The sequence below is a fragment of the Bartonella sp. AP36NXGY genome, from assembly GCF_042195865.1.
GTDB lineage: Bacteria > Pseudomonadota > Alphaproteobacteria > Rhizobiales > Rhizobiaceae > Bartonella.
The window spans coordinates 52,801-59,513 of record NZ_JBHIPD010000014.1 but is presented as its reverse complement, the minus strand read 5'-3'; the positions used below and the strand labels follow the sequence as shown (position 1 = coordinate 59,513).

General features: G+C 39.6%; 4 protein-coding genes and 5 pseudogenes. 7 read left to right on the top strand and 2 right to left on the bottom strand.

The window, feature by feature from the left end; translation table 11 throughout:
- Positions 1-407 precede the first annotated feature (407 nt).
- The 4 pseudogenes from ACFINX_RS07065 to ACFINX_RS07050 all read left to right on the top strand — a co-directional run.
- Positions 408-1,423, top strand: a pseudogene (locus tag ACFINX_RS07065) (hypothetical protein); the annotation flags it as partial.
- Positions 1,418-1,704, top strand: a pseudogene (locus tag ACFINX_RS07060) (glycoside hydrolase family protein); the annotation flags it as partial. The pseudogenes ACFINX_RS07065 and ACFINX_RS07060, both read left to right, overlap by 6 nt.
- 66 nt (positions 1,705-1,770) lie before the next feature.
- A pseudogene (locus ACFINX_RS07055) lies at positions 1,771-1,972 on the top strand (hypothetical protein).
- A 146-nt stretch (positions 1,973-2,118) separates the two neighbouring features.
- A pseudogene (locus ACFINX_RS07050) lies at positions 2,119-2,336 on the top strand (hypothetical protein).
- A gap of 60 nt (positions 2,337-2,396) precedes the next feature.
- Here ACFINX_RS07050 and ACFINX_RS07045 read toward each other — a convergent pair.
- Together ACFINX_RS07045 and ACFINX_RS07040 are read right to left on the bottom strand one after the other, a co-directional pair.
- Complete coding sequence (locus ACFINX_RS07045) at positions 2,397-2,669, bottom strand: type II toxin-antitoxin system YafQ family toxin (protein WP_375668549.1); 273 nt, start codon at positions 2,667-2,669, stop codon at positions 2,397-2,399.
- 9 nt (positions 2,670-2,678) lie between these two features.
- A pseudogene (locus tag ACFINX_RS07040) lies at positions 2,679-2,959 on the bottom strand (type II toxin-antitoxin system RelB/DinJ family antitoxin).
- A gap of 277 nt (positions 2,960-3,236) precedes the next feature.
- Between ACFINX_RS07040 and ACFINX_RS07035 the strand changes: the two are divergent.
- From ACFINX_RS07035 to ACFINX_RS07025, 3 genes are all read left to right on the top strand, one after another.
- A complete protein-coding gene (locus tag ACFINX_RS07035; RefSeq protein WP_375611114.1) occupies positions 3,237-4,199 on the top strand; it encodes an L-threonylcarbamoyladenylate synthase in 963 nt (320 codons plus the stop codon).
- 2 nt (positions 4,200-4,201) lie between these two features.
- A complete protein-coding gene (locus tag ACFINX_RS07030) occupies positions 4,202-5,611 on the top strand; it encodes an FAD-binding oxidoreductase (protein WP_375611115.1) in 1,410 nt (469 codons plus the stop codon).
- Positions 5,612-5,755: 144 nt separating this feature from the next.
- Positions 5,756-6,283 carry a DUF6101 family protein gene (locus ACFINX_RS07025; RefSeq protein ID WP_375638047.1) on the top strand — a complete coding sequence of 176 codons (528 nt, stop codon included), beginning with the start codon at positions 5,756-5,758 and terminating at the stop codon, positions 6,281-6,283.
- Positions 6,284-6,713 lie beyond the last annotated feature (430 nt).

Here is a 6,713-nt window from a genome sequence, read left to right as displayed (position 1 = left end):
AGCGAGTGGTTTTGATTGATTCAGCATACACAGATTTGAAATGAGAGAATCTTACGTTATTCGGGACTCTCACTCAACATACAAAACAGTGAATTATCATTATAAATCAATATCTTGTTGTAGCCAAAACCTAATCCGTAGGAGATTGTTGGAAATGTTGGAACTATCCTTGGTACTTTTGCTGGGCTTAGCAACATCAGAGCGAAAGAAAATATCGTACGAGTAGGGCAGCGAGATGGATACAAACTCTATGAGTATAACTACAGGGGCTATCCAGAGCGTTATCGCGGGGTGATGGCACAAGATGTTTTGAAGTCAAAACCTGAAGCTGTTTTCTTGCATAAGGCGATAGGTTTTTTGCATGTAGATTATAGCAAGCGTGGCTGTGAGATGGAAAGGGTGCAGTGATGGAACAAGAAAACACAAATTCTCTTTTAAAGTTGTTTGATCCAAAATTTTTGCGTCCCTTGATATATCAGGGTATGTATCAATTGCCAAAGCATTTGTTCGAACAAGCTTTCTACGCCTCCAAGCACACCGTTGGCAGGACGATACAAGCCAAGTTTTTTTAGAACGGGCTGCTTGTCGCACAAACCCTTTTGATGCGAGCAATGGGGATAATACTCCGCAAAAATTGAGTCCTATAGAGCTTATTCGCGGTTCTCAAGCAGGGACAGAACGAGCTGGGAAAAAACGCCAGCAGAATTGATTATGTCTATGGATGATTTAAAACGCCAAATGCCTCCATTGCTGGATGTTTCAAAGAATACTGTTAAGATACAAGAGGTGCCGGAGCAACAAAAACATGACTTCTCAGAGCAGGGAGGTGTTGCATCAATGATTCCTCAATCTCCACTTGTTGGGAACATTGATCAGTCTAGTGGGGATGAAGCTGGGCGACAGCAAAAAAATGTGATGGATTATATTGCTCAACTTAATGAGAAATCTATAGCGGAAAACTCTTTGAAAAATGATTCTGGAAATGATGAGGAAAAGCTTTTTGATGCACCTATAGGAGAAGAAAAACATTTGAATGCACACTTACCAGAAGAGGAGCATTTAAAAGCAAGTGGTGATCTTGAACAAAAAACAGATTATATCAAGTCACTTGATAACTTTGTTCAGACAGGAGCAAATCCAAGTAGCTTATGGGAGCGTTTTAGAAAATCAGAATTTTCCGAGCATTTAATGGATTTTTTTTGCAGGGCTTGCGTTAGGAAAGACACCACAAGAAAGTTTTTCAAATGCATTTATCCTTATGCGGCAGGGCAACAAGGAACGCGCACAACATAAACAAACTTTGCAATTTTTACGCTCTAAAGGGTATAGCGATGAAGATGCGCAAGCACTCACACAATATCCAGATCTTGCCATGAAAATCATAGGCAACACGTTAAGCCCTCAAGAAGGCTATAGAACATTGCTTAAAAGGCTTAATCGGGGTGATTATGAAGCTGTACCAACCGAATTGCAGAAAATGGACCAAAGCCAAGAGGCAAACGTTTACAAGGTCTTGTACTCCGGCGTGTATCAGAGGCAGGGCTATGGACGAAAGGGGCTTGTGTTTCTTCTAATTATCAAACAGTAGAAACGGGGGGTAAAGCAGAAGCATTGGCACCCATTATTGGTTCTTTCTCAGGTCTTGGCGGTTTTTTAGCGGGCAATGGTCTAGTTCAATGGGCTTTAGCCGCCATTATGGTTTGAGCCGCATATGCTGGCATTTTCTTTGTTGCTAAACGTTTTCAGGAGCACTGCCTATGAATCTTATGGATGAAAAGAAATCTGATGCTAACAGGTGCGGCTTTAGCCGCTTTTTTTTATGATTTTAGCAAGAGCTTTTACTCTTGGAAAAAAAGCAGAACAACAAAAGCAAACAGAAAAAGCTTTAAAAGCAGCCACAACACGTTTGGCGGTGGAAAGTGAAGTTAATCAAAAAAGTGCTGCTGATGTGCGTGCTGCTCTCTTTGATTGATTGCGCGACAAATAAATATGCTTCTTCTTGTGTTGGTTGGTTACCTATTTATTTAAGCCAGCAAGATCTGAACACCATCAGTTCCAATTTAGTAAGAGAGATCTTAAAGCACAATAATCTAGGTGAACGCTTGTGTGGGTGGAAACATGGTTAGAAAAAAAACACAAGACGATATAGAAATTACAGAAGTAGAAAAGAAATGCTTCAAGAAATGATCATCACCTATCAAAGCGTGAAAATGATGTCTCGCTTGATGAAGTGGATAGCATTTTTTCTTTTTTTGCTTATCCTTGATTTTGCACGCCTCATGGATGCAATAGACAACATCTTCGCACATTTAAAACAATGGTTCTCAAAAAATTAGAAAAACTGACATACAAGCAAAACTACGAAAAATTCTTTTTACTATGAATTGGAGATCCAATCATAAGCGTAGTTCAGAATGCAAACCAAGTCGTAAAAGCTCTAGTGTTTTGGCATCTGGCTTTCGATAGATCAAAACTAAATCTGGCTTGATATGACAATCACGACAATTGCGCCATTGACCTGTTAGCGCATGATCTCTCCAATGCGCTTTTAGCGGTTCATTCTCCGCTAACGCTTTGACTACAAGCAGCAAATCCTTCTCTAGTGTATTAGCATACCTACCTTTGCTTTCACGTTTAAGGTCAGACCGGAATGAACGCGTATAGACAATATAGCAAGCTTAGGTTTTCTTTTCAGATTTACGCATTTCGGTTCTATCTTCGCGTATCATGGTCCTTAAGCTGTCTAATGATGTACGTTCGACGCATCCCATTTCGGCATCCTCGATAGCTCGTAATGTTTCCGGATTTGGTTGAAAGATCCAAGCGGTAATGTTCGATCTCTAGCAATGCGGGTCATAAACATGCGTACTGCATCCGATACAGTTAAACCCGTAGACTTAATAACTGCACTTGCAATTTCTTGAACTTGATCAGGTATGCGGGCTTGAATTTTTCCCATTTCTAAATCCCCTATTCAATTGTAGTGCAATGTACTGCACGTTAAGTCTATGTCAAGAGTTTCAACAATAGCTTTTCACAAGAGAACTTAGCAAAATTCAAAAAATTATTAGAGAAAGTTAGAAGAATAAGATATGTTTTGTAGAAGAATATTGGAAAATCCTATTCCCTAACCTTTATTTATGAACCCCATACTTAAAAAAACATATAAATCAATGTGATATATGAATAAAAAAGAGCATAATATCACTAAAAGAGTGTTATAGAAATGATGTGTCATGACGATTCTACCACTCGATAGTGCTTCGATAAGAGAGGCAATAGCGCTTCTTGAACAAGGGAAGTTAGTAGCGTTACCAACGGAAACTGTTTATGGATTAGCGGGCGATGCAACCAATGGGAGGGCAATTTCTTCTATTTACTCTACAAAGGGTCGTCCACAAATTAATCCTCTTATTGCGCATGTTAGCGGCATCGAAATGGCGGAACGTTATGTTAAAATTGACTTTCTTTCACGCCAATTAATAGAGGAATTTTGGCCAGGGCCTTTGACATTGGTTTTGCCTTTAAAGGAACAGCATAATATCCATCCTTTAACAACCTCTGGTTTGAATACCTTGGCTGTTCGTTTTCCAGACAGTCGTTTTGCGGAAGTGGTACAACATTTTGGCCGTCCACTTGCTGCTCCTAGTGCGAATCAATCGGGGCGTCTTAGCCCTACTTCAGCTGAGGCTGTTTTTGCATCTTTGGGGGAATCTGTTCCTTTGATATTGGACGGAGGACCTGCTAAAATAGGGCTGGAATCAACGATTATTAAAATTTGTGGTGAAAATATTTATCTTTTGCGTCCAGGGGGGCTTGCGGCTGATAAAATTGAAGAGGTTGTGGGGAAGCCTTTAAAACGGATAGATCAAAGGGCGGCGATTGAAGCTCCTGGGATGTTAAAATCGCATTATGCTCCCAATGCTACGGTTCGTTTGAATGTAGAAAAGGTGGAAAATGGTGAAGCGCTTTTAGCATTTGGTTCAAAGCGTGTTATGGGGGCTGAAAATGCCGTTTCTATTTTAAACCTTAGCGAAGATGGAAAGTTGGAAGAGGCAGCCTCTCATTTATTTCAATATATGAAGGAATTAGATTCATTTAAAGTGAGATGTATCGCAGTAGAACCTATTCCATCATACGGATTAGGAGAGGCTATCAATGATCGTCTTATACGGGCTGCGGCTCCAAAGGAGAAATGAACATGGAGCAGGAATTAATTGAAGGGTTTAGGGAAATTGTTGGTGCTAAGCATGCTATAACGGATCAAGCTTTGATTGCACCGTATTTGCTTGAAGAGCGTGGGCTTTTTCATGGAAAAACACCTTTACTTTTACGTCCATCTTCTTGCGCAGAGGTCTCATCGATTATGCAGTTAGCGAGCAAAACGCGCACACCGATTGTGCCACAGGGTGGAAATACAGGGCTTGTGGGGGGACAACAACCAGATGAAGGAGGAGGGAGCGTTCTTTTATCCATGGAGCGATTAAATAAGATTAGAGCTATAAATCTTGAGGGAAATTTTGTTGTTGTAGAGGCTGGTGTTATTTTACAGGATTTACAGAAAAAAGTGGATGAATCAGGTCGTTTTTTCCCTCTTTCTTTGGCATCTGAAGGTTCTTGCCAAGTAGGAGGAAATCTTTCGTCGAATGCTGGAGGGACAGCTGTTTTAGCTTATGGCAATATGCGTGATCTTTGTCTTGGTTTAGAAGTTGTTTTACCGGATGGGCGTATTTTAGATGATTTGCGTTTTGTTAAAAAAGACAATAGCGGTTATGATTTAAAAGATCTTTTTATTGGTGCAGAAGGCACATTGGGAGTTATAACCGCAGCCGTTTTGAAGATGTTTCCAAAAATAAAAGGAAAAGCTGTTGCTTTGGTGGGATTATATAGTCCGGCGAAGGCCTTAGAGTTTTTATCTCTGGCTCAAGAATATGGAGGAGGGATGTTGACAGGTTTTGAGCTCATGGGAAATCCCAGTTTGCAAATGGCTTTAGATTATAAGATGTGTGAGAAGCCTCCTCTTCAGCGGAAACATGAATGGTATGTATTAATGAACATTTCATCGTTGCAAGGCAATGATGAGGCGTTATCGGTATTGAGTACTATTTTAGAAGAAGCTTTAAAGAACGCGGTGATAGAAGATGCAGTTGTTGCGCAATCTTTAAAACAGCAAGATTTTTTTTGGCAATTACGAGAAAGTATATCATCAGCACAAAAGTTAGCAGGAGGGTCCATTAAGCATGATATTGCAATCCCACTTGCTTCTATTCCTGATTTTATTGCTGAGGCAGCGCTCATTGTTGAAGATATTGCTCCAGGAGCACAGGTGATTTGTTTTGGACACATGGGCGATGGAAATTTACATTATAATATTACACAACCTGTAGGAGCTGATACGACAGTGTTTTTGCAGTTATGGTCAACAATGAATCATCGCATTCATAGTTTAGTGGTGGACTATAGAGGTGCATTTTCTGCTGAGCATGGAATTGGTCAGCTTAAGCGCGAAGAACTTCGTTCTTTTAAATCGCCTGTCGCATTGGATATTATGCAAGGGATTAAAAAAACACTCGATCCTTTAGGGATAATGAATCCTGGAAAAGTATTATAATTCAAGAATGGTGATCATGCATTTTTGTTTAGATTTTAATAACCAAAAAAGAAACCAGTTGTTTTTTATTCAAACTTTTAATAATCCAATGAGAAAAAGCTGCTAAAGGGTGTATGTTATTTAAGATAAATTGGGATAATGTATATGGCTAATCAATGCTTTAATCAGGCAAAAGCGGTGCTTGAATTTCGGTTAGATCCGTGCCATTTGCCACAAACGACGACATATTTTTCATCCAAAACGGGTAATCAGGTTATTTGTTCGTTAAATGAGCGTGGTGTTTCTTTTAAAACGGATATGCCTTCAAGCTTATCGCATTTAATACCCCCTTATCATTTTCAAGGAATTGCAGCACGTACCGTAAAAACGCGTTCAGGAGAAAGAGCTGTTTCATTAGAATTACTTCATGCCGATGAGGAAGCTTGTATACCGCTTTTGGTTTCCAGAGATTTGAATAATGTTCTTCTGGATTGGCGGTTATGGGCGGATACTTATGGCCTTCCCATGCTTATGATCAATGAAGATAATCGCATTCTGGTTGTAAAAGATCGTTCTGATTTACATCGATTTTTTGGTACAACAGCACATTCTAAACAAAAGCATTTTTTACTTCGTTATAGCAATCCGTTAGGCTTGCGTTTGGTGATTGCGAATCGAATTGCACTCCAGTAAATTAACATGCATTCATTTTTGTACGACCGTCAGCATTTATCTTGTTGTGCTGTAAAACATCGTTGTTTGGGGAGGTAACATAAGGCATGTAAACTTCACACATGAAGTGTTGTTAGAAGATATGGCGAATATTCTTAAGTTTGCTTGTAGGTCTTTGTGTAAGTGCAGCATATGAGTGGGAAGCAAGAGGAACCCGCTTAATGAGAATTCAGACCTTTACAGACGGGATTTGGTGTGACTTTTGGTTCTTGAAAACAAAGAGAAAGTCAATGATTGTAAATGAGAGTTTTTTGACACCATACATTGGCAGCAGGAATCGATGATATAAAACGCTTTTTTCAGAGAGGTAAAAACGGTTTTCATAACAATAGAAACTGTTTTTTTGCGGTATAATTTTGGGTTTTTGCCACATTATTAAAAACACCAGAAG

What these genes read in the sequence shown, in the direction of transcription:
- ACFINX_RS07035 (WP_375611114.1), top strand. Translation starts at nt 3,237, where the DNA reads ATGACGATTCTACCACTCGATAGTGCTTCGATAAGAGAGGCAATAGCG.
- ACFINX_RS07030 (WP_375611115.1), top strand. Translation starts at nt 4,202, where the DNA reads ATGGAGCAGGAATTAATTGAAGGGTTTAGGGAAATTGTTGGTGCTAAG.
- ACFINX_RS07025 (WP_375638047.1), top strand. Translation starts at nt 5,756, where the DNA reads ATGGCTAATCAATGCTTTAATCAGGCAAAAGCGGTGCTTGAATTTCGG.